At 32.1% G+C, this 26,202-nt stretch carries 26 protein-coding genes; 10 read left to right on the top strand and 16 right to left on the bottom strand.

The window, feature by feature from the left end:
- Window positions 1-51: 51 nt before the first annotated feature.
- Window positions 52-2,904 (bottom strand): carbamoyl-phosphate synthase large subunit, encoded by a 2,853-nt coding sequence (gene carB / locus ACFS5M_RS10240; protein WP_183489842.1) that lies wholly within the window; start codon window positions 2,902-2,904, stop codon window positions 52-54.
- Between the two features lie 100 nt (window positions 2,905-3,004).
- Window positions 3,005-3,166, bottom strand: a complete 162-nt coding sequence (rpmH, locus tag ACFS5M_RS10235; RefSeq protein WP_034059443.1) for a 50S ribosomal protein L34 — start codon at window positions 3,164-3,166, stop codon at window positions 3,005-3,007.
- Between the two features lie 186 nt (window positions 3,167-3,352).
- On the opposite strand from rpmH, the gene ACFS5M_RS10230 reads away from it, so the two are divergent.
- Entirely contained in the window at window positions 3,353-3,931 is a 579-nt protein-coding gene (locus ACFS5M_RS10230; RefSeq protein WP_183489839.1) for a DUF2892 domain-containing protein, read from the top strand.
- A gap of 55 nt (window positions 3,932-3,986) precedes the next feature.
- Here ACFS5M_RS10230 and ACFS5M_RS10225 read toward each other — a convergent pair whose 3' ends face one another.
- Complete coding sequence (locus ACFS5M_RS10225) at window positions 3,987-4,916, bottom strand: lytic transglycosylase domain-containing protein (RefSeq protein ID WP_183489837.1); 930 nt, start codon at window positions 4,914-4,916, stop codon at window positions 3,987-3,989.
- Between the two features lie 54 nt (window positions 4,917-4,970).
- A complete protein-coding gene (locus tag ACFS5M_RS10220; RefSeq protein WP_183489834.1) occupies window positions 4,971-5,633 on the bottom strand; it encodes an alpha/beta hydrolase in 663 nt (220 codons plus the stop codon).
- A 116-nt stretch (window positions 5,634-5,749) separates the two neighbouring features.
- Between ACFS5M_RS10220 and ACFS5M_RS10215 the strand changes: the two genes are divergently transcribed.
- A complete protein-coding gene (locus tag ACFS5M_RS10215; protein ID WP_183489831.1) occupies window positions 5,750-6,046 on the top strand; it encodes an N-acetyltransferase in 297 nt (98 codons plus the stop codon).
- 76 nt (window positions 6,047-6,122) lie between these two features.
- Here ACFS5M_RS10215 and ACFS5M_RS10210 read toward each other — a convergent pair whose 3' ends face one another.
- The 3 genes from ACFS5M_RS10210 to ACFS5M_RS10200 all read right to left on the bottom strand — a co-directional run bounded on the left by ACFS5M_RS10210 (window position 6,123) and on the right by ACFS5M_RS10200 (window position 8,920).
- Entirely contained in the window at window positions 6,123-6,614 is a 492-nt protein-coding gene (locus ACFS5M_RS10210) for a hypothetical protein (protein WP_183489829.1), read from the bottom strand.
- A 45-nt stretch (window positions 6,615-6,659) separates the two neighbouring features.
- Window positions 6,660-7,985: a tRNA (N(6)-L-threonylcarbamoyladenosine(37)-C(2))-methylthiotransferase MtaB gene (gene mtaB / locus ACFS5M_RS10205; protein WP_183489826.1), complete on the bottom strand. Its 1,326-nt coding sequence runs from the start codon at window positions 7,983-7,985 to the stop codon at window positions 6,660-6,662.
- 89 nt (window positions 7,986-8,074) lie between these two features.
- Window positions 8,075-8,920, bottom strand: a complete 846-nt coding sequence (locus tag ACFS5M_RS10200) for a T9SS type A sorting domain-containing protein (RefSeq protein WP_183489823.1) — start codon at window positions 8,918-8,920, stop codon at window positions 8,075-8,077.
- 64 nt (window positions 8,921-8,984) lie between these two features.
- Here ACFS5M_RS10200 and ACFS5M_RS10195 point away from each other — a divergent pair, with 64 nt between their 5' ends.
- Window positions 8,985-10,580 (top strand): ABC transporter substrate-binding protein, encoded by a 1,596-nt coding sequence (locus ACFS5M_RS10195; protein WP_183489820.1) that lies wholly within the window; start codon window positions 8,985-8,987, stop codon window positions 10,578-10,580.
- On the opposite strand, the gene ACFS5M_RS10190 is transcribed toward ACFS5M_RS10195, so the two are convergent.
- Together ACFS5M_RS10190 and ACFS5M_RS10185 are read right to left on the bottom strand one after the other, a co-directional pair.
- Window positions 10,577-11,755 carry a GlmU family protein gene (locus ACFS5M_RS10190; RefSeq protein WP_183489817.1) on the bottom strand — a complete coding sequence of 393 codons (1,179 nt, stop codon included), beginning with the start codon at window positions 11,753-11,755 and terminating at the stop codon, window positions 10,577-10,579. The two genes, ACFS5M_RS10195 and ACFS5M_RS10190, sit on opposite strands and share 4 nt — an antisense overlap.
- A 97-nt stretch (window positions 11,756-11,852) precedes the next feature.
- Window positions 11,853-12,104: a type B 50S ribosomal protein L31 gene (locus ACFS5M_RS10185; protein ID WP_183489815.1), complete on the bottom strand. Its 252-nt coding sequence runs from the start codon at window positions 12,102-12,104 to the stop codon at window positions 11,853-11,855.
- Window positions 12,105-12,311: 207 nt separating this feature from the next.
- On the opposite strand from ACFS5M_RS10185, the gene ACFS5M_RS10180 reads away from it, so the two are divergent.
- The 7 genes from ACFS5M_RS10180 (at window position 12,312) to ACFS5M_RS10150 (ending at window position 19,263) form a co-directional block, all read left to right on the top strand.
- Complete coding sequence (locus ACFS5M_RS10180) at window positions 12,312-12,830, top strand: DUF4199 domain-containing protein (protein ID WP_183489812.1); 519 nt, start codon at window positions 12,312-12,314, stop codon at window positions 12,828-12,830.
- 3 nt (window positions 12,831-12,833) lie between these two features.
- Entirely contained in the window at window positions 12,834-13,781 is a 948-nt protein-coding gene (locus tag ACFS5M_RS10175) for a glycosyltransferase family 2 protein (protein WP_183489809.1), read from the top strand.
- Window positions 13,782-13,848: 67 nt separating this feature from the next.
- A complete protein-coding gene (locus tag ACFS5M_RS10170) occupies window positions 13,849-15,579 on the top strand; it encodes a phospho-sugar mutase (RefSeq protein WP_183489806.1) in 1,731 nt (576 codons plus the stop codon).
- A complete protein-coding gene (locus ACFS5M_RS10165) occupies window positions 15,579-17,402 on the top strand; it encodes an ABC transporter ATP-binding protein (RefSeq protein WP_183489803.1) in 1,824 nt (607 codons plus the stop codon). The genes ACFS5M_RS10170 and ACFS5M_RS10165 overlap by 1 nt, the downstream gene beginning before the upstream one ends.
- A 323-nt stretch (window positions 17,403-17,725) precedes the next feature.
- Window positions 17,726-18,268: an RNA polymerase sigma factor gene (locus ACFS5M_RS10160; RefSeq protein ID WP_183489801.1), complete on the top strand. Its 543-nt coding sequence runs from the start codon at window positions 17,726-17,728 to the stop codon at window positions 18,266-18,268.
- Between the two features lie 34 nt (window positions 18,269-18,302).
- On the top strand, window positions 18,303-18,800 hold the full coding sequence (locus ACFS5M_RS10155) for a hypothetical protein (protein WP_183489799.1): 498 nt from the start codon (window positions 18,303-18,305) through the stop codon (window positions 18,798-18,800).
- Between the two features lie 7 nt (window positions 18,801-18,807).
- The gene (locus ACFS5M_RS10150; protein ID WP_183489797.1) at window positions 18,808-19,263 is read left to right on the top strand and encodes a sensor of ECF-type sigma factor; all 456 of its coding nucleotides are present in this window, start codon (window positions 18,808-18,810) and stop codon (window positions 19,261-19,263) included.
- A gap of 26 nt (window positions 19,264-19,289) precedes the next feature.
- Here ACFS5M_RS10150 and ACFS5M_RS10145 read toward each other — a convergent pair whose 3' ends face one another.
- From ACFS5M_RS10145 to ACFS5M_RS10115, 7 genes are all read right to left on the bottom strand, one after another.
- Window positions 19,290-20,351, bottom strand: a complete 1,062-nt coding sequence (locus ACFS5M_RS10145; protein WP_183489794.1) for a sialidase family protein — start codon at window positions 20,349-20,351, stop codon at window positions 19,290-19,292.
- Between the two features lie 110 nt (window positions 20,352-20,461).
- Entirely contained in the window at window positions 20,462-22,777 is a 2,316-nt protein-coding gene (locus ACFS5M_RS10140) for a CotH kinase family protein (RefSeq protein WP_221267596.1), read from the bottom strand.
- Between the two features lie 5 nt (window positions 22,778-22,782).
- Window positions 22,783-23,472: an SCO family protein gene (locus tag ACFS5M_RS10135; protein ID WP_379898740.1), complete on the bottom strand. Its 690-nt coding sequence runs from the start codon at window positions 23,470-23,472 to the stop codon at window positions 22,783-22,785.
- On the bottom strand, window positions 23,432-23,932 hold the full coding sequence (locus ACFS5M_RS10130) for a toxin-antitoxin system YwqK family antitoxin (RefSeq protein WP_221267595.1): 501 nt from the start codon (window positions 23,930-23,932) through the stop codon (window positions 23,432-23,434). Before ACFS5M_RS10130 ends, ACFS5M_RS10135 begins: the two co-directional genes overlap by 41 nt.
- Window positions 23,933-24,035: 103 nt before the next feature.
- On the bottom strand, window positions 24,036-24,980 hold the full coding sequence (locus ACFS5M_RS10125) for a YHYH protein (RefSeq protein WP_183489792.1): 945 nt from the start codon (window positions 24,978-24,980) through the stop codon (window positions 24,036-24,038).
- Between the two features lie 84 nt (window positions 24,981-25,064).
- Window positions 25,065-25,577 (bottom strand): EF-hand domain-containing protein, encoded by a 513-nt coding sequence (locus ACFS5M_RS10120; RefSeq protein ID WP_183489790.1) that lies wholly within the window; start codon window positions 25,575-25,577, stop codon window positions 25,065-25,067.
- 121 nt (window positions 25,578-25,698) lie between these two features.
- The gene (locus tag ACFS5M_RS10115; RefSeq protein ID WP_183489788.1) at window positions 25,699-26,202 is read right to left on the bottom strand and encodes a hypothetical protein; all 504 of its coding nucleotides are present in this window, start codon (window positions 26,200-26,202) and stop codon (window positions 25,699-25,701) included.

The raw sequence follows: 26,202 nt of genomic DNA, 5'->3' as shown, positions 1-26,202 counted from the left end.
GTTTATTACTGGCTAATTTAGTGATTTTTTAATAAAAACAAATAATAAGGTCTATTTACTCAAGTACATTTTACGACGAGAATATAAATTATAAAACTCATCATCCTTTAAACTATCAATAAATAAAATACTTTCACCAGTACTCTTCATTTCTGGCCCAAGTTGTTTATTCACATTATGAAATTTATTAAAAGAGAATACAGGTTGCTTAATAGCATAGCCTTTTAATTCAGGTTTAAAGTTAAAATCTGTTACTTTCTTATCACCTAACATAATTTTGGTCGCATAATTTACATAAGGTTCGCCATAAGCCTTAGAGATAAATGGCACTGTACGTGAAGCTCTTGGATTAGCTTCAATAATGTAAACCGTATCATTTTTAATAGCAAATTGAATATTTATTAGACCTACAGTATTTAAAGCTAAAGCGATTTTTTTAGTATGATCTTTAATTTGTTGCATGACGAATTCGCCTAAATTAAAAGGAGGTAATGTCGCATTACTATCCCCAGAATGAATACCACAAGGTTCGATATGCTCCATTATTCCAATAATGTAAACATTTTCACCATCGCATATCGCATCAGCTTCAGCTTCAATAGCACCATCTAAATAATGATCTAACAACAGTTGATTTCCAGGCATTTGCCTTAACAAATCAACTACATGCTCTTCTAATTCTTGTTTATTGATGACAATTTTCATGCCTTGTCCTCCTAAAACATACGAAGGCCTTACCAGTATCGGAAAGTCTAAAACATCTGCAATAGCAGCAGCTTCATCTGCAGTCGTTGCAATATCAAATTGAGGATATGGAATATTATTTTCTTTAAGCAAATTAGAAAACAGCCCTCGATCTTCAGCTAAGTCTAAAGATTGGTAAGTTGTTCCAATAATCTTAATTCCGTATCTGTCTAATTTTTCAGCTAACTTTAAAGCGGTCTGACCACCAAGTTGCACAATGACTCCTTCAGGTTTTTCGTGCTTAATAATGTCGTAAATATGTTCCCAAAATACAGGTTCAAAATACAGTTTATCTGCAGTATCAAAATCGGTAGAAACCGTTTCTGGATTACAATTAATCATAATGGTTTCATAACCACTTTCAGCAGCAGCTAAAACACCATGAACACAGCAATAATCAAACTCAATACCTTGTCCGATTCGATTTGGACCAGAACCTAAAACAATAATTTTCTTTTTATCAGACACTACACTTTCGTTATCTGCAAAACGCTCTCCGTTAGAGGTTTCAACTTCACTTTCAAAAGTTGAGTAATAATATGGTGTAAATGCTTTAAACTCTGCAGCACAAGTATCAACCAATTTGTAAACACGATTTATATTTAATTCTTCGCGTTTGCTATAGACTTGACTTTCTAAACAGCCTAGCATATGCGCTATTTGCCTATCACCATAACCTTTTTGTTTAGCTTCTAGAAGTAAATCCTTCTCGATGGTATCGATTTTAAACGTAGAGATTTGCTTTTCTAGTAAGTATAATTCCTCATATTGCTTTAAGAACCACATATCTATTTTAGTGATTTCATGAATTCGACTTAAAGGAATTCCCATTTGAATGGCGTCGTATATCACAAAAACACGATCCCAACTTGCATGGGTAAGTTTACTTATAATTTGGTCATAATCTTTATAACCTTTACCATCAGCGCCTAATCCATTACGCTTAATTTCTAAAGATTGTGTAGCTTTATGTAAAGCTTCTTGAAAGGAACGTCCAATTCCCATTACCTCTCCTACAGACTTCATTTGTAGGCCAAGTGTTCTATCGCTGCCTTCAAATTTATCAAAGTTCCAACGTGGTATTTTTACAATGACATAATCTAATGTTGGTTCAAATAAAGCTGAAGTAGATTTCGTAATTTGGTTATTCAATTCATCTAAATGATACCCAAGTGCTAATTTGGCTGCTACTTTTGCAATAGGATAGCCTGTTGCTTTACTTGCTAAAGCAGAGGAACGTGACACACGAGGGTTAATTTCAATGGCAATAATATCTTCATTCTCGTCAGGTGAAACAGCAAACTGCACATTACATCCACCAGCAAAGTCACCAATACTACGCATCATATGAATGGCCATATCACGCATTTTTTGGTAAGTTTTATCACTTAAAGTCATTGCTGGAGCTACAGTAATAGAGTCTCCTGTATGAATACCAATTGGATCCATATTTTCAATCGAGCAGATAATAACGACATTATCATTTGCATCTCTTAATAATTCTAACTCATACTCTTTCCATCCTATTAAAGCCTTATCAATCATAACTTCATGAATAGGAGAAATCTCTAATCCACGTGTGAGTAATTCATCAAAATCTTCTTCTTTATATACAAAAGATGCACCTGCTCCACCTAAAGTAAACGATGCTCTAATTATTAAAGGAAATCCAAATTCTTGAGCAATTTCTTTCCCTTTTAAATAGGAGTTAGCAGTCGCTTGCGGCGCCATAGGAACACCAATTTTCAACATCAGCTCTCTAAATTGTTCTCTATCTTCAGTGATATTTATAGCATCAATATCAACACCAATAATTTCAACATCAAAATCCTTCCAAATTCCTTTTTCATCAGCTTCAATACATAAATTTAAAGCCGTTTGTCCTCCCATAGTTGGTAAAACAGCATCAATTTGCGGATGATCTTTTAAGATTTGAACTAAAGATTTTGTTGTTAAGGGTAGCAAGTAAACATGATCAGCCATTGATGGATCTGTCATAATTGTTGCTGGGTTGGAATTAATTAAAATGGTTTCTATACCATCTTCTCTAAGCGAGCGTAATGCTTGCGTTCCTGAATAATCAAATTCACAGGCTTGTCCGATAACAATCGGACCAGAGCCAATAATTAATATAGATTTAAGTTGTTGATTTTTTGGCATTGTGTTGAATTATATTGAGTTGCAAAAATAGTATTTACTAGATATAAAAAAAGGCGTTACACCTAAGTAACGCCTTTAAAATATTAACAATTGTTAATCATTATTTTTTATGTCTTGTTTCAGTTGATACAGACAATTTCTTTCTTCCTTTAGCTCTTCTACGAGCAAGTACTTTTCTTCCGTTGGCAGAAGCCATTCTTTCTCTAAAACCGTGTTTGTTTCTTCTTTTTCTTTTTGACGGTTGAAACGTTCTTTTTGGCATTGTCTTATATTTTTAAAATCTTCTTTATATAATTTTTCTTCAATTTGGGTTCCCTCAAACTGCGCGCAAATATACAAAGCCTTTTTTATTTGACAAACCTAATTTAAAAATATTTTTTTTGAATTTCTTATGGTCTTGTTTTACATAAAAATTTAGTTTCTTTGTACTCCAAAAATTTAACAACAAATGTTTAATAAAAATATAAAATTAATCATAGTTGCAGGCATTATAGGTGTTGCAATATGGCAATTTACTGAAGGGTTTATAGGCAATGGTATTATGTTTATACTATTATCTTTAATTTTTGTTTTCTTATACTTTAAAAATGAATTTATCCTGCTTGCCTTTTTAAAATTACGTAAGCAAGATTTTGAAGGCGCTAATAAATGGCTAGATAAAATTAAAAATCCTGAAGGCGCATTAGTTAAGAAACAACAAGGGTATTACAATTACCTTAAAGGGATTATGGTTTCTCAAACCAATATGAATGAAGCTGAAAAACGCTTCAAAAAAGCGATATCCTTAGGATTATCTATGGATCATGATTTAGCTATGGCTAAGTTAAACTTATCAGGAATTGCTTTTACAAAAAGACGTAAGCAAGAAGCGCAAATGCTTTTAAATGAAGCTCAGAAACTTGACAAAAGAGGCATGCTTACCGAGCAAATAAAAATGATGAAAGATAATATGAAACGTGCTCAAGCTCCTAATCAACACTATGGACAGGGAGGTTCTATGCGTTCGCAAAAAAGACGAAGTAGATAGCTAAAAACTATATGTGATGTATAAAAAAGCCTTGAAAAATTTCAAGGCTTTTTTTTTAAGGATTAGTTTGGTAATATCCTTCATGTGGAATGTCTATCAAATATTTTTTTCTAGACTTATTATTTAAATGTGGCTCACGTAACCAAGGGTTATGCAACTTTAATATTTTATAATTAATATTAAAACCTTCAGCAAATTTTGTGAAATCAGAAACTATGGTATCCACTTCTACTTTATAGGTTGGAATATAGCTATACAAGTCTTTATCTCTAAAATTAAATCCATACTTATCAGGATGGCTTAAAATTTCTTTAAGCGCAACGATTCTAAACACATAGCGTCCAGTTTCTTCACCTAGTAGCAAATCATAATAACTCGATACATTCTGTTCTTCTAATCGTCTAGATATACCAGCCATTCCTGCATTATAACCTGCAGCAGCAAGCGTCCACGATCCTAATTTTTCTTTAGATTTTTTCAAATATTCACAAGCCACTTCAGTAGCCAGTTCAATATTATAACGCTCATCTACATTATTATTTACCTCTAAACCATATTCACGTCCTGTACCTTTCATTATCTGCCAAACGCCACTTGCTCCAGCTGGAGATTTAGCGTTTGTCAATCCGCTTTCTATAACAGCAAGATATTTAAAATCATCAGGAACACCATGTTTAGCCAAAATAGGTTCAATAATTGGAAAATACTTTCTTGCGCGCTTAAACATCAAGAAGCCATTAGATTGCCAATAAGTATTTACATGCAACTCTCTATCCATTCGTTCTAAGATGTCTGGATTATTTAAAGGAAGTTGCTCTCCAGAAAAATTTAAATAATCAGGCACTTGTAGCGCATATACATTATAGTCGTTTATAATTTTCTTTTCAAAATTTTCATCTGTTGGAGCGTCTTGAAGTGCAAATACAAACATGGCGCATAAAGCAAACAAGCCAAAAAGTGACATTATAGTTTTTATCGATTTCATGGGGTTTATTTTTTTATAAAGTTAAAAAATAATTATTAAACTTAATATTAGACTTTACTGTAAAATTAATTGTGGTAAATTTTTATTAAACCATCTATACTTATTTATAATCATAATATGTGTTCCTTCTGTAACAGTAATACAGTTTTTTATGTTTTTATACGGAAACACCATGTCATTATTTCCATGAATATGGATAACTCCAGCAATTGGCTTGTCTTGATTCCAGCAGACCATCTCTTTTATTGCCCAATCTAGATAACGTTTGTCACTCATAGACAAATAACGTTTATATAAGGCTACACGTTTAGTGACCGACTTACCAAAGGCATATTTTGCCAATACATCTATATTACTTGCTAAACTCGTTGGTAAAACTTTATATGCTTTTGTAAGTCTTACTAGTTTCATACGTTTAGGCATTTCATATTTTGTCTTTATGGTAGAAACAATAATTAACTTTCGTAATTGCATATGTTTGCTCATTTCCTGAACCAAAACACCTCCAAAAGACACTCCTAACAAAACGACATCTTGATGTTTAATATTAAGTATCATTCGTTTAGCATAAGCACTTAAAGTTTCATCTTTAATGGGAATCATCCATTCTAACCAATGTATTTTAAATTGGTCTTCTGGCAATTTAATGTTTTCAAAAATAGAAGGATTGGCTGCCATTCCAGGCATAAAGTAAACATGTATTATATCTTGACTCATAAGCTTTTATGCATCGAATACCTTTAAGTTAACGATATTTTTTCGTAAATTTGTAACACAAAACTATGTAAAATAGTAATACTCCTTAATATTCCATTGAATTAAAATTAATTAATATGATTGATGCAGCAGAATTAATTGACAATGACTTTCTACGTCAGTTTGAACTTAAAGTAGAGGACGAATTAGCAAAAATTGAATATTCCCTTCAAGAACGAAAAATATTTCTAACAAAATTAATTATTCCTGAAGCCGTTTTTTCTGAAGATTTTCAAAATGATTTTATCAAATTAGTCTTTCAAAATATAGAAGAACGTAATTTAAGTGTCGTTCCTACTAGCCCTGAAATTGCTAAATTTATTAGAAAAAATAGACAATACAAGAGTATGCTTCCTGTAGGTGTTAGGATATAAAGACTTAATATTGGTCTAAAAAAAAGCCGAAGCATAAGCTTCGGCTTTTTTTTACTTATTTATAGACTAAACTAAATTAGTAAGTTACATGTATCCTACCATTACTAAACTCAAGTGTTTCATAAGTGTCTGTACTTACATCGTAAGGTCCTAAAAACACTCCTGAAAATGTTGCAGTAAACGTAGAACCATCATTAGTAGAAACTAAACTATTTATATAGTTGTTAGGAATACCTGATCCGCCAGTTGAACCCGCAGAATACTCAACACCATCAACCATATAAGTAAATGTATCAATTGCTGTAGATCCTGAAGCTCCTTGATTAGCATAAAAACTAATAATCTCATTAGTTTGAGTGCCTATTGTTGCTGTAACTTGAATATAACCGTCTCCTGTGGAGTTGTTTTGGTCATTAACAATTACAGTGTTAAAAGTTTTTTCAGCACCATTAACTGTCATTTTTAATTCTTCATTTTGAGATCCTCCTCCACTTCCATCATCATCACTAGAACAAGATGTAAACACTAAAGCAAAGATGACTAATAAGCTTAATCCAATTTTTTTCATTTTAATTTGTTTTTAATTAGCCGCAAATATAGAATAAGAAAATTACTACACAAACTCTTTTATGAATTCTATTCTAACTAAGCCATCATCATCAATTTTGGTAAGCTTTACGTCATGCAAAGTATTTACTAACTCAGGGTTCCAAGGTGTTTTTACCTTAACATAGTTTTCAGTAAACCCGTGAATATAGCCTTCTTTATTTTCGCTTTCAAACAAGACTGTTCTTAAACTTTCAATCTGGCTTTCATAAAACGCTCTTCGCTTTTTTACAGACAGACCTCTTAACATTTTACTGCGTTTTGATCTTACATTTTTTGGAACTTCACCATGCATATTTGCAGCAACAGTATTGTCTCTTTCAGAATAAGTAAAAACATGTAAATAGGAAATATCTAAGGCGTTTAAAAAATTATAAGTTTCTAAAAAATACGCCTCCGTTTCACCAGGAAAACCAACAATAACATCTACACCAATACAAGCATGAGGCATTACTTCCTTTATTCTATTCACACGATCGACATACAATTCTTTCATGTATCTTCTTCGCATTAATTTTAAAATGGAGTTACTTCCACTTTGTAATGGAATATGAAAATGAGGTACAAATGTTCTGCTTTTTGAAACAAAATCTATAGTTTCATTTTTTAACAGATTAGGTTCAATCGAAGAAATGCGTAAGCGCTCAATACCATCAACATTATCTAAGGCTTGAACAAGTTCATAAAACGTGTGTTCGTGTTTTTTATTACCAAATTCACCTTTACCATAATCACCAATATTCACACCTGTTAAGACAATTTCTTTAATATTCTGCTCAGAAATTTGTCTAGCATTTTCTAAAACATTAGCTAATTCATCACTTCTAGAAATTCCTCTAGCTAATGGGATCGTACAGTAAGTACATTTATAATCACAACCATCTTGTACTTTTAAAAAAGCACGAGTGCGATCACCAATCGAGTAACTCCCAACATAAAAATCGGCATCTTCAATTTCACAAGAATGCACTTCACCAAAATCATTTTTTGACAAATCATTTAAATAATCTGTAATCTTAAACTTTTCGGTGGCACCAAGAACTAAATCTACACCATGGACATCAGCTAATTCTTGAGGTTTTAATTGTGCATAACAGCCAATAGCTGCAACAAATGCGTTTGGGTTCTTTTTTTGTGCTTGTTTTACAATTGTTTTAAAGCGTTTATCTGCATTCTCTGTAACAGAACATGTATTAATAACATATATATCTGCGTGTTCACTAAAGTCAACACGCTGAAAACCTTCGTCATTAAAATTTCTGGCAATTGTAGAGGTTTCTGAGAAGTTCAGTTTACAACCTAAAGTATAAAAGGCAACTTTCTTTTTAAACATATGCTTGATTATAAAACGCTACAAAATTAAACAAAAAGAGCGCTTTATCGTGTGATAAAGCGCTTTTTTTATATCGTAAAAACTAAACCTTAGTTTCTAATAATTTTTTTAGTTAAGCTACCAGAATCAGTAACTACTTTAAGCATATAAACTCCAGAATTAAGTTGAGATAAATCTAAAGTACTCGCACCATTATTTTTAAGGACTTGTTTTCCTATAATATTGTACAATTCTAAACTTCTAACTGAAATCGCATTAGAAACATCTATATTAACAATATCACTAGTTGGATTTGGATAAATAGAAATACTATTAGATAATGAATAGTCTTCTACACTTAATATATCACCAATAACATTCATAACATACTGATCACTAGGACTAACAGCCGATAGTGGCGTTGGCGCAGTTAAAGCACAATCAGCAGCCATAATATAGCTATCATCATTTTCGCCCGCAGCGTTTATCCCTGGAAAAAATGTTTGTCCAAGAGTAGTCCCTGCTCCAGCGGCAAAAACCTCAAATACAATAGTTGAATTTGCTGGAATATTAGCCGTTAACGCGACACTTATTAATGATAAATCATCAGCAGCAGTAGACACATGATCAGCAGTACCAATTAGAGTAAGAGTTGCTGTAGTCAAGTCATCTGATGTAGCTGTATAAATATTACACGTTATAATTTTACCTTCATCAGCAGAACCTTGACCATACTCAACAGATGTAATCCCAAAGTCTTCTGTAACACCAAAATCGGATAAATTATAAGCTCTAAAGAATGAGTTATCTCTATATTCACCTATACCTGAAGCCCAACATGCGACACCTCCTGCTGTTACGTTTGTATCATCATTGGATTGCGTTAAAGTTACTTGAGCGCTCATAGTCCAAGCAAACAATGTAACAATTAAAAAAAGAATGTAATTTTTTTTCATATTATTATAATTTCGATTAACATTGATAAATAATCAATAAATATAGAACATTCCTTGCATTTAAATGAAATATTCCATTATTTTTTTATTAGCCCTTATTAGTTGCTCTTCTAAAAACGAAAGTAAAAACGGTGTTTTTAGGTATAATGAGCACAAAAATATAGGTTCACTCGATCCTGCTTTTGCCAAAGATAATGCAGATATTTGGGCTATAAATCAGCTATTTAATGGTTTAGTACAAATGGATGAAGATTTAAATGTAAATCCGTGCATTGCCAAAAGCTGGACAATTTCAGATGATGCTTTGACTTATTCATTTCTACTTCATAAAGATGTGAAGTTTCATAAACACAAATTGTTTGGTAAAGACTCAACAAGAAATGTTATCGCTAGTGATTTTGAATATACTTTAAATCGCTTAAAAGATAAAAGCGTGGCTTCTCCTGGAAGTTGGGTTTTAAATAAAGTAAATCGTTTTTATGCTGTAAACGATTCCGTTTTTGAAATCCAATTAAAACAAGCTTTCCCTGCATTTTTAGGGCTTCTAACCATGAAATATTGCTCTGTTGTACCTCATGAGATTGTGGAGCACTACGGTAGTGATTTTAGATCTCATCCTATAGGAACTGGACCATTTAAATTTAAGCGATGGGAAGAGAACATTAAATTAGTTTTCAGAAAAAACAAACGCTATTTTGAAAAGGATAGTCAAGGTCACTCTCTACCTTATCTTGAAGCTGTTGCTATCACTTTTTTACCTGACAAACAAAGTGAATTTCTTCAATTTGCACAAGGTAATATTGATTTTGTTTCTGGTTTAGATGCTTCTTATAAAGATGAGATTTTAACGGCTAATGGCGCCCTTAGGGATTTATATATTGATGATGTAAATATGATTCGTGGACCATATTTAAATACGGAATACTTAGGTTTTTATTTAGAAACTGAAACTCTAGAAGTGCAATCAAAATTATTGAGACAAGCTATAAATTATGGCTTTGATAGAAAGAAAATGATGACTTATTTAAGAAATGGTATTGGTATTCCTGCATTTGGAGGATTTATTCCGAAAGGTTTACCAGGTTATAATGAAACTGTAGGTTATAGCTTTCAACCTAAAAAATCAAGGCAACTTGTAGAACAATATATTACTGAAACTGGAAATCAGAACCCAGAAATAACTCTAACAACCACTAGTAATTATTTAAGTTTCTGTGAATATATTCAACGTGAATTAAAAAAAACAGGATTAAATATTAAAGTTGATGTTGTACCTGCTTCTGCTTTAAAAGAAGCTAAAGCTAATGGAAAAACTGATATGTTTAGAGCAAGTTGGGTTGCCGACTATCCTGATGCAGAGAATTACCTCTCTTTATATTACAGTAAAAACTTTGCACCTAATGGTCCTAATTATACGCATTTTAAAAATGAACAGTTTGACATTTGGTACGATCAAGCCTTTAATAAAACAATACCTCAAGAAAGAGAAGCTTTATACTCAAAAATGGATTCTTTAGTTATGCAGGAAGCTCCTATTGTTCCTCTTTTTTATGATGAAGTGGTTCGATTTACAAGAAAAAACATTGAAGGTTTAGGAATCAATCCAACTAATTTATTAGACTTGAAACGCGTAAGAAAATTAAATGAGTCAATCTATTAATAGCTACTCCTCCACTTATTAGTATCTTCAAATACTTGCTGTAGGATAGCCTTATCTTGATCTGTAAATTCAATATCACGTCTAGACATAACCACTTGAGCCACTTCAAACGCTTTTTTTGTTAAGTAAGTTGTAAAACCATTACTTCCTCCCCAAGAAAAACTAGGCACAAAATTTCTAGGAAAACCACTTCCAAATATATTCGCACAAACACCAACTACTGTTCCTGTATTAAACATGGTATTAATGCCACATTTACTATGATCTCCCATCATAAGTCCACAAAATTGCAAACCTGTTCTAGCAAAGCCTTCAGTTTCATAATTCCACAATCTTACCTCTGCATAATTATTCTTTAGATTAGAATTGTTGGTATCAGCTCCTAAATTACACCATTCTCCTAAAACTGAGTTTCCTAAAAACCCATCATGCCCTTTATTTGAATACCCAAACAAGACTGAATTATTAACTTCTCCTCCAACTTTACTGTGAGGACCAATAGTTGTAGGTCCATAAATTTTAGCGCCTAATTTCACTGTAGCATGGTCGCATAAAGCAAATGGTCCGCGAATTATGCTCCCTTCCATGACTTCTGAGTCTTTACCTAAATATATTGGACCAGAACTTGCATTTAGGGTAGCGAATTCTATTTTAGCGCCTTCTTCTATAAAAATATTTTCGGCACAAATAATATTATTTGAATTTGGTATTGGCTGCGATTTTTGTCCATTAGTCAATAACTCGAAATCCTCTTGAATTGCATCACCATTTTTAGCAAAAATATCCCAAGTATGTTCAATTCTTATTACATTTTCATTATACTCAATTGCTTCGTAACTCTCTAAATCTATATCTTCTTGTGCTTCTTTTGTAAAAAAAGCAATAACATCTTCATCTTTAAAAATGGCCTGATTTTCTTCTAAGCCTTTCACCATTTCTATCAATTCAGAATTTGGAAGAAATGACGCATTAATCATAATATTCTCTTCCATTTCAACCATAGGATATTTTTCAGATAAATACTCTTCAGTAATCGTTGTCGTTGTGTACCCTAAATGCTTTTCCCACTTTTCACGAATAGTCAAAATACCAATGCGTAGGTCTGCTACTGGACGTGTATAAGTAAAAGGTAAAAGTTGTTGACGTGAAGGACCATCAAAAAGAATATAATTCATCTTAATATGAGTTAAGTATAATCAAAAGTAGTTTAAATATTAAAAACAAAAAAGCCTTTCAATTTTTGAAAGGCTTTAATATTATATAATAACTAAATTATTTCTTGAATTTAGAATATTTGTTTTTGAACTTATCTATACGTCCAGCTGTATCTACTAATTTAGATTTACCAGTATAATATGGATGAGACGTTCTAGAAATTTCCATTTTCACTAATGGATATTCAACACCATCAACTTCTATAGTTTCACTAGTGTTTGCTGTAGATTTAGTTAAAAAAACATCTTCGTTAGACATGTCTTTAAATGCTACTAATCTATAATTTTCTGGATGTATACCTTTTTTCATCTTTAATAACTTACTATTTTCGAGGTGCAAATTTAAGTATTTTTTACAAATGAACAATACTTTTTCATAAATTTATTTGATGTTATTTTCAAACATTATAAATCGAAGTCTTGACTTTATAAGTTTCCTGCTTTCACAAGAATAAATTGTAACGTTTTGTTATATTTGTTTACTAACTAACTATAAACTAAAAAACCAAAATATATTATGGAAAATCAAGCAGCAACCACTGGTAAATATGCATTAAAATTCGGCTTACTTTTAGGGCTAATAAGTATCCTATACAATGTGGTTCTTTATGTAATGGGAATGCATATGGAACAAAACTTAGTTAATGGACTGATTGGTATTGTAATTATGATTGTGTTCATAATTTATGGAATAAGGGAATTTAAAAAAGCCAATGGAAATATATTATCTACTGGACAAGCTTTAAAAACTGGTGTAGGTATTGCTCTAGTCGCTGGTGTTATAAGTGTAATTTACACCATGATTTTAATGAATTTTATCGAGCCTGATATGATGTCTCAAATTCTTGAAAAACAACAAGAAGCAATGATAGAAAGCAATCCTAATATGACTCAAGATCAACTTGATGCTGCTCTTGCAATGAGTGAAAAATTCTCTTCGCCTGCTATTATTTCAGCAATGGCATTAATTTGGAGTGTTATACTAGGTTTTATTATTTCACTTATTGGTGGATTAATTATGAAAAGAGAAGCTTAATATATGAATATATCAGTAGTCATACCACTACTTAACGAACAAGAGTCATTAACAGAACTACATGATTGGATTGCAAGAGTTATGCAATCCAATCATTTTTCTTATGAAATTATTTTTATAGATGATGGTAGTACAGATGATTCTTGGAATACCATACAACAGCTATCTCAAAAAGATGAGAATGTTAAAGGCATTCGGTTTTTAAAAAACTTTGGAAAATCTCAAGCTTTACACGCTGGATTTGAAAAGGCGAATGGAAATGTAATCATTACTATGGATGCTGATTTACAAGATAATCCTGACGAAATTCCAGAGCTTTACAGCATGATTGTAAATGATAAATTCGATTTAGTTTCTGGTTGGAAAAAGAAACGATACGACTCCTTTTTATCTAAAAACCTACCTTCAAAACTATTTAATTGGGCCGCACGAAAAACCTCTGGAGTTAAACTACATGATTTTAATTGTGGTTTAAAAGCCTATCACAAAAATGTAGTGAAAAATATCGATGTTAATGGCGAAATGCATCGTTATATACCTGTACTTGCTAAAGCTGAAGGCTTTTCAAAAATCACAGAAAAGGTAGTCCTTCATCAAGCTAGAAAATATGGTGAAACCAAATTTGGTATGGATCGCTTTATTCATGGCTTTTTAGATTTAATTACCATTTGGTTTTTATCGCGTTTTGGAAAACGACCTATGCACCTCTTTGGCGCTTTAGGCTTTTTTATGTTTGCAATTGGTTTTGGTTTTGCTTTATATCTTGGAATAGACAAACTTTTTATTCATCAAACTGGACGTCTTATTACACAGCGACCACAATTTTATATTGCATTAGTAACCATGATTATTGGAACTCAATTTTTTGTTGCTGGCTTTTTAGGTGAAATCATTTTAAGAACAAAAACAGATAAAAGACGATATTTGGTTAAAGATGAGCTTAATTTTTAATTTAACGCCTTTTTAAAGCTTAGCCTTTTACTATTTCCTTATTTTTGCATTCTATTAAATTTACAAGATGATATATATTGAACCTGAATTATTAAAAAGAGTAAATACGTGGTTAACACCAGTTTTTGATAACGATACTCAAACTTATATAAAAGACTTAATTGCTACGAATCCTGAAGAACTTAAAGAAGCCTTCTACAAAGACTTAGAGTTTGGAACTGGTGGCATGCGAGGTGTCATGGGAATTGGCACCAATCGAATCAATAAATACACCCTAGGAAAAAATACTCAAGGCTTAAGTAATTATATGCATCAAGTGTTTCCTGGTGAAACATTAAAAGTAGCAATTGCATATGACTGCAGACACAACAGTAAAACATTAGCCAAAGTGGTTGCCAATGTGTTTTCTGCAAATAATATTGAAGTCTATTTATTTGAAGACTTACGCCCTACTCCTGAACTTTCCTTTGCCTTAAAACATTTAAATTGTCATTGCGGTATTGTACTAACAGCTTCTCATAATCCTCCAGAATACAATGGATACAAGGTGTATTGGCAAGATGGCGGACAATTAGTTCCTCCACAAGATGCAGAAATTATTAATGAAATAAGTCACCTTGATTATGCAGAAATTAAGTTTGAAGCTAATGAAAAATTAATTCATCCTATTGGTAAAGACATTGACGAAGTTTTCATAAATGCTTCAGTTAAAAACGGAAGTTTTAATACATCTGCAGAAGCAAAAAATAATTTAAATATTGTTTTCACCTCCTTACACGGAACATCCATAACTATTCTACCTGAAACTTTAAAACAAGCAGGTTACAATAATGTCCATATTGTTGAAGAACAACGCGAACCTAATGGCGATTTTCCAACAGTTCAGTCTCCTAACCCAGAAGAACCTGAAGCACTAAAAATGGCTTTAGATTTAGCTGAAAAAGTAGATGCTGACCTTGTTATTGGTACAGATCCTGATAGTGATCGTGTTGGTATAGCTGTTAGAGATTTAGATGGTAAAATGATTCTTTTAAACGGAAATCAAACCATGGTCGTGATGACCGAATTTTTATTGAAACAATGGAAAAACAACAATAAAATTAATGGCAAAGAATTTATTGGAACGACTATAGTTTCTACGCCAATGTTAAAACAAATTGCTGATGCTTATCACGTAGATTGTAAAATAGGGTTAACAGGTTTTAAATGGATTGCTAAAATGATTAAAGACTTCCCTAATCAAGATTTTATTGGAGGTGGTGAAGAAAGCTTCGGCTTTATGGTTGGTGATTTTGTTAGAGATAAAGACGCTGTAACATCAGCCTTATTGGCTTGCGAAATTGCAGCACAAGCTAAAGAAAACGGAAGCTCATTCTATCAAGATCTTATTCAATTATATGTAGAACATGATTTGTTTAAAGAGCATCTTATCTCTATCACAAAAAAAGGCATTGAAGGCGCTCAAGAAATTAAACAAATGATGATTAATGCAAGAGAAAACCCGCTAAAAGAAGTCAATGGCTCTAAAGTTGTTTTAATTGAAGACTATCAATCTTCAGAGGCAAAAAACCTTCAAAATCATGAGACTTATTCCATAGATGTCCCTAAATCTAATGTGCTCATTTATTACACAGAAGATGGTAGTAAAATAGCATTAAGGCCTAGTGGAACAGAACCAAAAATTAAGTTTTATATAAGCGTTAACAGTACATTATCCTCTAAAGATTTATTTTCACAAACTGAAGCCTCTTTAGATCAAAAAATTAACGCAATCATTAAAGACTTGCAACAGAATTAATGAACTACTTTAAACAAATCCTTCGCTTTGCTAAACCTTATAAAGGCTATGCTATATTAAATATAATTAGCAATATTTTTTATGCATTGTTTGGCACTTTAGCTATGGTTTCCTTGTTTCCAATGTTGAATGTTTTATTCGACAAAACAAAACGCTTAGAAACCAAACCTGTTTGGGAAGGTATTACTGGAGTTAAAAATTATGCTGAAGATTATCTTAATTATTTTGTAACTCAAAAGGCAAGCGAAGGTCATGATGATGTCCTAATTTTTATGGTAATTCTTGTTATAAGTATGTTTTTATTGAAAAATGTATTTAGCTATTTAGCCATGTATTTTATCACTTTTCTTAGAAATGGTGTACTAAAAGATATGCGAAATGAACTTTATTATAAAATAATTGATCTTCCTATTTCGTATTATTCTGAAAAGAAAAAAGGAGACACAATCGCAAGAATATCAAGTGATGTACAAGAAATTCAACATTCGTTTTTATCCATTCTAGAACTTATTGTTCGCGAGCCATTAATGATACTATTTACGGTCATTATGATGCTACTAATTAGTGTAAAATTAACCATTTTTGTATTCATTTTTATTCCTGTAAGTGGTTTTATCATCTCATTAATTGGAAAATCTTTAAAACGAAAATCAGATTCTGTACAACAAGAACAAGGTCAATTTTTATCTATTGTTGAAGAAACACTTGGAGGTTTAAAAGTGATTAAAGGTTTTAATTCTCAGACCGCTTTCGGTGAAAAATTTAGAGCTTCTACAACGCGCTTTTATAATTTTTCGAATAAATTATTAAACCGACAAAATTTAGCTTCACCTACTAGTGAGTTTTTAGGCATAACTGTTATCGCTGTTTTATTATGGTATGGAGGACGAATGGTGTTAAACGACAAAGCTTTAGATCCTGGCTTATTCATTGTGTATATGGGACTTGCCTATAACATTTTAACGCCAGCAAAAGCCATTAGTAAAGCCAGTTATAGTGTTAAAAAAGGAAATGCCGCAGCAGAGCGTGTGCTTGAAATTATAAACACTGTGTCGCCTTTAGAAGACCAGCCAAATGCCATTACAAAAACCGATTTTACAGACGCCGTTGCACTTCACAATATTTCCTTTAAATATGAAGATGATTTAGTACTAAAAAACTTTTCTATTCATGTTCCTAAAGGAAAAAGTGTGGCACTTGTTGGACAATCAGGAAGTGGAAAATCTACCATTGCAAATTTAGTAACACGCTTCTATGATGTTAATGAAGGCTCTATTTCTATTGATGGTGAAGATATTAGAAACCTAACAAAACACTCACTAAGAGCCTTAATGGGTTTAGTCACTCAAGATTCTATCTTATTTAATGATACTGTAAAAAATAACATTCTATTAGGAAAACTGAATGCTTCTGATGAAGACGTTATTGAAGCTTTAAAAATTGCTAATGCTTGGGAATTTGTTAAAGAGTTACCTCTTGGTATCGAGACTAATATTGGTGATTCTGGTAACAAATTATCTGGCGGACAAAAACAACGCTTAAGTATTGCTAGAGCTGTTTTAAAGAACCCTCCTATTATGATTCTTGATGAAGCCACCTCAGCATTAGATACTGAAAGTGAACGCTTAGTACAAGTTGCTCTAGAAAATATGATGAAAAACAGAACATCTATTGTCATTGCGCATCGATTATCAACGATTCAAAATGCAGATTTAATTGTTGTAATGAATAAAGGTGAAATTGCAGAGCAAGGCACTCATAATGAATTACTTGCTAAAAATGGCGTCTATAAAAAACTAGTCGATATGCAGAGTTTTGAATAACTCATTGATTTTATACATCTATAAAACAAAAAAGGCTCGAATATAATTCGAGCCTTTTAGTTTCTGTTAGACTTGGGGACGACTAACACCATAATAGTAGGTTTTTTACTGGTGTAAACATAAAACAAATAAATAAACTAACCAAAAAAAATATGCATTTCATCGTTAATAAAATACATTTTATCGATGTTTTTTAGAATATCGTATTGATTATCAGAATGTTGTGAAATCAAAAAAAATAACATTTTTTTTCAATAAAAAATAAAAACCCATCCTTTTTAAACTTTTTGTATTTTAATCAGTCTAAAAACAAAAACTAATTAGTGTTAAACGAAGCCATTCTATTACAACAATTACAATCGAATGAAAGTAAAGAGCACGCTTTTAAAGAGCTTGTAAGTTTATATAAAGAACGTTTGTATTGGCATATTAGACATATTGTGAAATCTCATGATGATGCAGATGATGTTTTGCAAAACACTTTTATAAAAGTGTTCAAGAACATTGACAACTTTAAAGGTGATAGTAAGATTTATTCTTGGCTGTATAGGATTGCAACTAATGAAGCGATTACACATATCAACAAAAATGCAAAACGGTTGCAAATTAGTAACGAAGAAACCCAAGAGTTAGCCATAAATAATTTGGCCGCAGATGTTTATTTTGAAGGTGAAGACATTCAGTTAAAACTGCAACAAGCTATTGCAACTTTGCCAGAAAAGCAACAACTTGTATTTAATATGAAATATTTTCAAGATATTAAATACAAAGACATGTCGGAAATTTTAGAGACTAGCGAAGGTGCTTTAAAAGCTTCATACCATATTGCAGTTAAAAAAATTGAAGACTATTTAACTAGCGATTAAACTATTAGCCAAAATTAGAGTCTAAATTAATGTAATGAAACGTAAAGATTTAAAAAACATACAAGATTCAGGATTTAAAGTTCCGAAAGATTATTTTGAGAACTTTGAAAATACTATTTTAAATCATGCTCGCTTAAAAGAAAAAGTGAGTCATTCTGGTTTTAGTACTCCTGAAGGTTATTTTGACACTGTTGAAGAGCACATCTTAAATCGTATTTCAACAAAGAAATCGACCAAAGTAATCTCTTTAATACAAAAGAAATCAATTATTTATGCATCAAGTATTGCTGCAGCAATTGTACTATTATTTAGTATCGTTGATTTCAATAAAACAGTTACTTATGATTCATTAGAATTTGAAACTGTAGAAAATTACATCTTAAACGAAGATATAGACTCTGAAGAGCTAGCTTCTTTATTTAACGATTCTGATTTTTCTGAAGATGGATTTAATGCTATTAGCTTTTCAGAAGATGATATCGAAAATTACGTTAATGACAATTTAGATCTTAATGATTTATACATTGAATAATATAAAAATGAAAAAAAAAGTTATAACCCTATTTGCCCTATTTGTATCCTTCCTCTCGTTTTCACAAAATGACAGGCTAGAGAATAGAGAAAAAATTCAAGCTTTAAAAGTAGCTTATATTACAGAACAACTTGATTTATCAACTTCTGAAGCAGAGAAGTTCTGGCCTATTTATAACACTTTTGAAGAAGAACAACATCGCTTACGTCAATCTTCACACGATAAAAGAGAAGACATCAACTTTGATACATTAACTGAAAGTGAATCTCAAAAATTATTAGATGAAATGATTGCTATAAATAAAGAGCGCATCTCGATGTATGACACTTATATTTTAAACTTAAGAAAAGTTCTGCCTGCAAAAAAAATAATTCTCCTAAAAAAAGTTGAAAACGAATTTAAGCAAAAAATGTTTGAAGAATACCGAAAACGAAAAGGCACAAAATCTCGTAATAGACCATAAAAAAAGCAGCCTATCGGCTGCTTTTTTTATTCTTTAAAAGTCAGTTTACTTATTCGTTTATTACCAGCGGCATAAGCGATACTATCATTTAAAAATCTTAAAGTGTAGAAACCTTCATCACTCAAATGTTTCCAGGTAAGACCTGAATCGTTTGAATAATCTATACCTTTAAATCCAATTGCAACTAGCTCCTTCCCGTTACGATTTGGTATATATTGCACACAACTCCTATAACCCGGACTTTGATTTTGAGCTACCAATTGCCATGTTTTCCCACCATCTTGAGTTCTTATTTTATTAGCACTACTGTCTGCTGGTTTTGTATAATCTCCACCAATAGCAAAACCGTTGAGCTCGTCATAAAAATCGACTGAATACATTCCCGTAGTTTCAAGACCTTGAACAATAGGTGTTTCAAAAACCTCCCAAGTATGGCCTTTATCTGGCGAATATAAAATCCTGCTTGACTTTCCTCCTGTAGCGACCCAAGTCTTATCGCCTACAATAGCAATATTAGTATCACTTGCAGCAAAGGCAGCTTCACCCTCCATAGCTTTCGGTAAAATATCACAAGAAAGTTTATGCCATGATTCTCCTGCATCACGTGTGATAATAACACTCATACAATCATCTGTTGGGTCTCCAATAGCAATGCCTTCTTTTTCATTCCAAAACTCTATTGCATCATAAAAGGCTTTCTCATGATCTTCTTTATATACAACTCTACTTTTTCCTTTAACATCAGATTTATATAGAAGTGTTGGAGAAACAATACTCAAAGAAAAGATTCCACAACCTTTATATGACATTGATCTAAAATTTGGCGTTATAGTATCGTATTTGAGTTGCTCCTTTTCGATTATATATTTTGACCCTTCTAGGTATAGCACACCTATTTCTCCGTTAGATGTAGCAAATCCTGGATTTTCACCTATCCCGATTTCTAAAGCTCTTACATTCAATAAAGAATCTTCTATTATGTTCTCTATTTCAACAGAATTAATAACTCTAGTAACAAATGATACTTTCTTTTTACTGCATGAAAAGAGAAAAAAACTAATAAATACTATCGCGACAAACTTTTTCATGATTTTAGATTTTCTATAAAAATAGAAAAGCTTTATGACATAATCATAAAGCCTCTCCTGCTATCAATCAAAAAACTCTTCTTTCTGAAGGAATACTATAAAATAGTAATCTAGTTTCTTACAATCTTTAAGGTCTTGGTCTGATTTACATTAACTAAATACACCCCTTTAGTAAAAGGCGTAAAGTCTAATTCAATTTGATTTGCCCCTTGATAATTATGATTCAATAATAGCTGACCTTGAACATTATAAACAGTAATATTTTCGATTATACTATTTGAGCTTTTGATGGTTAACTTATCACTCGTTGGATTAGGGTATACATTTAAATTGTCTTCAAAAGTAAACTCATCTATTGAAAGTGATTCATTATTGGCATTAAAAGTTGGTGTTTGAATTACAAAACTACCTGTTCCATTAGGCACTCTTGCATAACCCATATCATCAGTCTGCTCACCAAAGGTAATGTCTTCAATAACAGTACCATCTGCATAAGATAAAATCGCACTTTCTCCACCTGCTGAAAACTTAAGATCTGCATGTAAGCCTTCTTGATCTTCATCTTTATCACACCAAACAATTAAATAACTATTTGGCTCTATAGTTAATCCGTTTGGAAACTGCCAAGCTAACAAATCTGTTGGGTCATCTGATAAGTATAAATTATCTAAACTTAACACTTCTGAGCTATTATTATAAAGTTCTAACCAATCATCATATTCTCCATCTTGATCAGCAACAGTCGTTTCATTGGAAGCCATAATTTCATTGATTACTAAATCTCCAGGAGTAATGGTTAAATAAGTAGCATCAATTGAATAGAACTCATGCTCTGCTCTCACAGGAGAAAATGCACCTATAGCATCATTCTCAGCATAAACATAATATTGGGTATATACATCAGTAATTAATAAATCTACACCATAGACGTGATCACCTGCTGCACCATCATTATGAGCACCATCATCATACATTAATATTTTTGTAAATGGTGAATTCTGATCTGTTCTATAGCCTAAAAACACAGCATCTGTATTCGTATCTATAACGTTAGTCGTAAACGTTATAACATCTCCAATAAGAGGTGATGTATTAGACGGCAAAACATCTGTTATTGTTGGCTGCGTATTTGTAAAATCTGATAATCCAGATAAATAAGTTCCACGAGCATTCATCAAATTAGACAACCCTGAAGCTGTATTCATTCCCAAACTATAATCTGTATCTATACTACCTAGAAACTGAGTATATGTGTAAAACTTATTGGCGTCATTTTGTACTGCAGTATCGATAATATTCTGATAGTCGTTAGCTAATGTTAAATAATTTGAATTGGTAATTTGCTCGGTAAGGATGGTTTTAAAATGCGCTAAATACATTTTTTTATAACGAGGAATCGCTAATAATTCAGATACTAATGGAAAATCATTACTTGTATCATGTAACAAATGGTCCATTTCTGCTTTTTGTGTAGTTGTATTTAGTCCACCACCACCTGGACCAGGACCACCTCCTTCTCCAGTTTGACTAAATGTTCCAAAAGACATATTTAAATCCCAAACAATTGAATTAAATCGATCAGAATCATCTTTATATAAATAATAATTTTGTTTGAACTGACCTATATAACTATCTAGATTCACCATGACATTATCAAAAGCAAGCATCCAAATTGCTCTATCTACATCTAATACTGTTTCAATATTAGTAATATCATTATTTAAAATATCTGTCAATTCTATTAAATCATCCCAATGTTCGACAGCAATGGTAGGGTCTGTATCATCATCAGATTTTATTTCATAAGCATCTTCATAGCTTGAACTACTTGTCCCTAAATAAGTAAGGTTAGGGTAATCGCTAGAACCAGGACCAGCTCCATCAGGAGGACTACAACTAAAAAAGGCATTGTCATTAGAACCAAAATGGTTGTTTACAAACTTTTTAGAGATAGATTCTACATTGGTATATAAGCCTATTAATGTTCCGTTTACATAAACATTAGCATAGTTTGCTTGAGGTGCATGCATATAGTTACGCAAAATAGTATATGAAACAGCTTCTCTAACAAATGAAGGATCAAAAATGACATTACTCAACTTAATATCAGTATATCCTTGATAGTTATGGTCTTCATAAGTATCTAACTCTATATGAAATGGATTTTTAACTTGACTAGGATTATACGAACTATTCCCTTTATACTTAACGCCAACACTATTAAACGTTGTTCCGTTTATAGTTACAGAAACAGCTTCTGTATAATTATTATCACCTGCTTTTTCTGCATCTAAAAGAGCATCCCAATTACTTTCTGCAAAAACAATCTCTATAGTTTGAATGGTATTGATATCATATAACTCTTGAGAAAAAGTTTGTGTTGCTCCTAAAAGGAGAAGAAAATACATAATAGTTTTTTTCATCATTAAAATTAATTTATTGGTTCTTGTTTTAAAGTTTTTATATCTGCTATAAGTTGCTGTACTGCGGTTGTATTTAAACCATTGTAAATACCACGTATATGCCTGTTCTTATCAATAAGGACAAAGTTTTCAGTATGTAAAAAATCATCCTCTGTTTTAACTTCGCCTAAGTCTTCTTCTACAAAATATGCATGTCGCCCTAAGTCGTAGATGTCTTTTCTATGACCAGTCACCAAGTGCCATTTTCCACTTATAACCCCTTTGGTTTCGGCATAATGTTTAAGCACTGAAACGGAATCTTTATCAGGTGTTACCGAATGTGACAATAATAAAACATCGTCATTATCTTTAAAGGCATCTTGAATTACTGCCATGTTTTTGGTCATTTTCGGACATATACCTGGGCAGCTTGTAAAGAAGAAATCGGCTACATAAATTTTATCCTTAAATGTATCTTCGGTTATCGTTTGCCCTTCTTGGTTGAACAAAGAAAACGCAGGGATTTTATGAAAGGTTTTGGCCTCATCACTAGTTTCATCTAGCCAATGTGGTGTAAAATTAGCTTCAGCATAAAACGGCAACGTTGCAACTCTACTCTCTTTTTCATTTGTTTTGTCTTTACATGATGACAAGACAAAAGCAACAATTAAGATTAGGCTAAAGCTTAGCGGTCTGTACTTGTTCATCTTCCAATTCATAACATAAATTTGCTCGTTTTAATCCAAAAATTCTTCCATTTTTAGCTTCGTAATTATTGTATATTTTTCCATTCTTACGCCATGCTCTTTGTATGCCCTCTTCTTTACCATTAACAATAGTAAGTTCTTTAAATTTCTCACCAGAGATATACCATTGTTTTTGATTACCATGTGCAACACCATATAAGTAATTTGATTCTGAACGTAAATTGCCGTTTTTCCACCAGGTTTTAGTTGTGCCGTGTTGCTTTCCATCTACATAAAAAGATTCATAACTTAAATCGCCATTAGAAAACCATTTTTTAAATGCGCCTTGTCGTTTACCATTACTATACTGAATGCTTTCAGCCAAAGTTTGATGGTCGTAATATTGTACAGAGGTTCCCGTAAAAGGCTTGTCTTTAAAAAACACAAGCCCAATCTTAGATTTTAAAACTAAATCCGATTTAAGAACCGTCATTGTTTTTGAATCGATGACTTTCTCAATATTTACTAAAGCCAGTTTACTATGCTCTTTAGTATGACACGAGCATAGCAAAATCAAGCTAAAGACTATTAAAAGCTTACTGTATGTTATTTGGCGTGCCTTGATAATCACCTGGAAATAAAATATAAAATTGACCTAAATACAATTCATTCTGAATGTGATAATGGTATTCAGCTTCATCTGCGTGCTGTGTTGTACTTGTATGTCCACCAGATGCATCTAAATCTGTTGGATACGTTCCTGTAGAAGCACATTTTCTTCCGTAGATAAAGAACCCATCAGATATTATTCCAATTAATTCAGTATCATCATCAGACCATGCCTTTGGCTCTAAATGGTAATGATAACTTTGCGGACCAGTATGTGCTGCTGTATAATCTAAAGATCCAACAGCGCTGTCTAAAGGAACACCTGGACCTTCTTCGTCATTATAAATCACAGAACCAGAAATAGAAATTCCAATTGGACCTAATCCTGTAGCTGTAGAACTTGCTGCTAATTGTGGATTAGCAGAAACAGTCAAAGAGAATGCACCATTAAAATCGTCTATATTCCCTGGAGCCATCATTTCATGTGTCGTTACTGTTGGTTCAACAAATAAAGGATGATTTACAGTAGTATCGCTATTTGTACATATTGTTCCGCCCATAGGTGGTGTAGCACATCTTTCAGTAGTGTTAGACCAATAAGGTGAAGTATGGTTTGGCAAACCATTAGTTTCTATAATGACGTTTGTACCACTTAACATAATGTCTGTATTATCTTCATCAAATTCTGCAAAAGCCGCATGAAGACCATCTCCTCCTGAACTGTCGTCTGTATCAGTATTATTTGCCACATAGCCTTCTGGTTGCTCACAAGCTTCTTGAGAAACTGCTGGATTTCCTAAACCATCTCCATCGGCATCTTGATACCAAGTTGATTCTGTACATTCCGAATTGCCATTATCATCGCCAGAACAGGTTAAAAATAAAACTGTTGACAGACAAATTAATAAAGTGAGTTTTAATACATTTTTCATTCTTATAGTAATTATTTGTTAGCTTTAAATGTTTAGATGCTATACTCTTAAAAAACTTGCGCAGTTGTTAAAATAAAATTATACTCATCGCTTAGGCTTTTCTGTTTTATTGTTTGAAAAGAAACTTTTTAATTCATCCAGATCAAGTTCATTGTCATTATTTGCATCAATCTGATTAAAGTGTTTTGATAACTCCTTAGCTTCTTTTGCTGCAACTTCAAGCTCGTTTAAAGTCCCATCATTATTATCGTCGATATCTTTTATTAATTTTTCTGGCGACACTTTTTTAGGCTTTTTTCTATTATTTAGTGAAGCTTCTAACTCTTCTAAATCAATAAACGCATCAGAATTAGTATCAATCTCATCAAAATCATCAGAGATTTTACCTCTACGCTCTTTTGAGGCTTCTTCTTTATCAATAACATCATCATGATTCGTATCTAACTTTGATAATATTTCGGAAGCATTAGGTTTTCCTCCTTTTTGTTGTCCGCGACCTTGTCCGCGACCGCCTTGTCCTCCTGGAGGGCCTTGTGCAAAAACGCCTAAACTGAGAAATAAAATGAAAATGGTAAAGTTTAATTTAGTATTCTTCATAACTATAAGTTTTATTTATTATATGTCTTTAGATGATTTTTAAGGGCTTTGCTTGTGGTCATTTTTGTTAAATAAATCACAAAAAAAAGACCTGAATTTCTTCAGGTCTTTTTTATTTTTTTTAATGTCGTGGAGGTGGCGGACCATTTCTTCTTGGTGGACCTTCTGGTCTTGAACCACCTTTACGCATTGCGTCCTTAACTATTTTACTGAATTTTTCCTTTTGTGAATCGCTGCATAATTCATAAACATTTCGCAAATGTTGAAAAATCAATACATCTCTGTTTTTTTCTATTTCTCCTATGCGGTTTGTAATAGAATCTATATCAGAAGGATGTATTGAAGCTTTGGTTATGTGACTCATAAGTGCGTCTTTTAACTGTCTAGCCTCATCTAAATTTTGTCGTGTTTTTTCATGAAATGCAGCATCTAAATCTTTAAATTTAGCCATCTTTTCTTCATTAAACCCAAGTTCATTAACAATAAATTCTACTGGCGAACCTTTAGTGTCTTTAACATGTTTTGTATCTATATGTCCAGACTTCCCTAAATGATTAAATAAGAAAAAACCATTTACAATCACTAAGAAAACAAGTAAAATATATAAAGCTGTATTCTTCTTCAT

Origin of the sequence: Lacinutrix iliipiscaria (genome assembly GCF_042686125.1) — a bacterium.
Lineage (GTDB): Bacteria > Bacteroidota > Bacteroidia > Flavobacteriales > Flavobacteriaceae > Oceanihabitans > Oceanihabitans iliipiscarium.
This window is presented reverse-complemented; position numbering and strand designations above follow the sequence as displayed.

Coding starts and splice junctions, on each gene's coding strand:
- ACFS5M_RS10175 (WP_183489809.1), top strand. CDS start 12,834: ATGAATATATCAGTAGTCATACCACTACTTAACGAACAAGAGTCATTA.
- ACFS5M_RS10140 (WP_221267596.1), bottom strand. CDS start 22,777: ATGATGAAAAAAACTATTATGTATTTTCTTCTCCTTTTAGGAGCAACA.
- ACFS5M_RS10125 (WP_183489792.1), bottom strand. CDS start 24,980: ATGAAAAATGTATTAAAACTCACTTTATTAATTTGTCTGTCAACAGTT.
- ACFS5M_RS10190 (WP_183489817.1), bottom strand. CDS start 11,755: ATGAATTATATTCTTTTTGATGGTCCTTCACGTCAACAACTTTTACCT.
- ACFS5M_RS10135 (WP_379898740.1), bottom strand. CDS start 23,472: ATGAATTGGAAGATGAACAAGTACAGACCGCTAAGCTTTAGCCTAATC.
- mtaB (WP_183489826.1), bottom strand. CDS start 7,985: ATGTTTAAAAAGAAAGTTGCCTTTTATACTTTAGGTTGTAAACTGAAC.
- carB (WP_183489842.1), bottom strand. CDS start 2,904: ATGCCAAAAAATCAACAACTTAAATCTATATTAATTATTGGCTCTGGT.
- ACFS5M_RS10220 (WP_183489834.1), bottom strand. CDS start 5,633: ATGAGTCAAGATATAATACATGTTTACTTTATGCCTGGAATGGCAGCC.
- ACFS5M_RS10145 (WP_183489794.1), bottom strand. CDS start 20,351: ATGAAAAAGTTTGTCGCGATAGTATTTATTAGTTTTTTTCTCTTTTCA.
- ACFS5M_RS10185 (WP_183489815.1), bottom strand. CDS start 12,104: ATGAAAAAAGGTATACATCCAGAAAATTATAGATTAGTAGCATTTAAA.
- ACFS5M_RS10155 (WP_183489799.1), top strand. CDS start 18,303: ATGAAACGTAAAGATTTAAAAAACATACAAGATTCAGGATTTAAAGTT.
- ACFS5M_RS10230 (WP_183489839.1), top strand. CDS start 3,353: ATGTTTAATAAAAATATAAAATTAATCATAGTTGCAGGCATTATAGGT.
- ACFS5M_RS10115 (WP_183489788.1), bottom strand. CDS start 26,202: ATGAAGAAGAATACAGCTTTATATATTTTACTTGTTTTCTTAGTGATT.
- ACFS5M_RS10200 (WP_183489823.1), bottom strand. CDS start 8,920: ATGAAAAAAAATTACATTCTTTTTTTAATTGTTACATTGTTTGCTTGG.
- ACFS5M_RS10225 (WP_183489837.1), bottom strand. CDS start 4,916: ATGAAATCGATAAAAACTATAATGTCACTTTTTGGCTTGTTTGCTTTA.
- ACFS5M_RS10130 (WP_221267595.1), bottom strand. CDS start 23,932: ATGACGGTTCTTAAATCGGATTTAGTTTTAAAATCTAAGATTGGGCTT.
- ACFS5M_RS10180 (WP_183489812.1), top strand. CDS start 12,312: ATGGAAAATCAAGCAGCAACCACTGGTAAATATGCATTAAAATTCGGC.
- ACFS5M_RS10215 (WP_183489831.1), top strand. CDS start 5,750: ATGATTGATGCAGCAGAATTAATTGACAATGACTTTCTACGTCAGTTT.
- ACFS5M_RS10170 (WP_183489806.1), top strand. CDS start 13,849: ATGATATATATTGAACCTGAATTATTAAAAAGAGTAAATACGTGGTTA.
- rpmH (WP_034059443.1), bottom strand. CDS start 3,166: ATGCCAAAAAGAACGTTTCAACCGTCAAAAAGAAAAAGAAGAAACAAA.
- ACFS5M_RS10120 (WP_183489790.1), bottom strand. CDS start 25,577: ATGAAGAATACTAAATTAAACTTTACCATTTTCATTTTATTTCTCAGT.
- ACFS5M_RS10195 (WP_183489820.1), top strand. CDS start 8,985: ATGAAATATTCCATTATTTTTTTATTAGCCCTTATTAGTTGCTCTTCT.
- ACFS5M_RS10210 (WP_183489829.1), bottom strand. CDS start 6,614: ATGAAAAAAATTGGATTAAGCTTATTAGTCATCTTTGCTTTAGTGTTT.
- ACFS5M_RS10165 (WP_183489803.1), top strand. CDS start 15,579: ATGAACTACTTTAAACAAATCCTTCGCTTTGCTAAACCTTATAAAGGC.
- ACFS5M_RS10150 (WP_183489797.1), top strand. CDS start 18,808: ATGAAAAAAAAAGTTATAACCCTATTTGCCCTATTTGTATCCTTCCTC.